A 1072-nucleotide genomic window follows, 5' to 3' on the forward strand; every position below is an offset into this window, starting at 1 on the left:
ACCAGGAGGTTGGCTTAGAAGCAGCCACCCTTGAAAGAGTGCGTAATAGCTCACTGGTCAAGTGATTCCGCGCCGACAATGTAGCGGGGCTCAAGTACACCGCCGAAGCCGTGGCACTCACACGTGAAACTTAGCATCGACTTGATCGGTGTTCAGGTGTGTGGGTGGGTAGGGGAGCGTCGTGTGGGCAGTGAAGCTGCAGGGTGACCTAGTGGTGGAGCCCACACGAGTGAGAATGCAGGCATGAGTAGCGAATGACGGGTGAGAAACCCGTCCGCCGAATGACCAAGGGTTCCAGGGCCAGGTTAATCCGCCCTGGGTAAGTCGGGACCTAAGGCGAGGCCGACAGGCGTAGTCGATGGACAAGGAGTTGATATTCTCCTACCGGCGAAGAACCGCCCATACCGAGCCCGGTGATGCTAACCGCCCCAATGGCAACACAGCGACCTTCGGGTCGCACCGTTGCCGGCGGCGTGGGACCCGAACCGGTAGTAGGTAAGCGTGTTAACAGGGGTGACGCAGGAAGGTAGCCCGGCGTGGCGATGGTAGTCCACGTCCAAGGTTGTAGCCCGTTTCGTAGGCAAATCCGCGAAACATACAGGGTGAGAACTGATAGTGACCGCGTATGCGGGAATCGGGTGATCCTCTGCTGCCAAGAAAAGCCTCGACGCGAGGTTCTAGCCGCCCGTACCCCAAACCGACTCAGGTGGTCAGGTAGAGAATACTAAGGCGATCGAGCGAATCGTGGTTAAGGAACTCGGCAAAATGCCCCCGTAACTTCGGGAGAAGGGGGGCCTGATCCGTGAACACCCTTGCGGTGGGAAGCGGTGAGGGCCGCAGAGACCAGGGAGAAGCGACTGTTTACTAAAAACACAGGTCCGTGCGAAGTCGCAAGACGATGTATACGGACTGACGCCTGCCCGGTGCTGGAAGGTTAAGAGGACGGGTCAACTTCGGTGAAGCCCAGAATTTAAGCCCCAGTAAACGGCGGTGGTAACTATAACCATCCTAAGGTAGCGAAATTCCTTGTCGGGTAAGTTCCGACCTGCACGAATGGCGTAACGACTTCTCC

General features: G+C 57.6%; 1 rRNA gene. It reads left to right on the forward strand.

Annotated elements, in window-relative coordinates:
• Positions 1-1072 (forward strand): 23S ribosomal RNA (locus tag ACFWDO_RS21470); the annotation flags it as partial.

Origin of the sequence: Isoptericola sp. NPDC060185, from assembly GCF_042728595.1 — a bacterium.
Taxonomy (GTDB): domain Bacteria; phylum Actinomycetota; class Actinomycetes; order Actinomycetales; family Cellulomonadaceae; genus Isoptericola.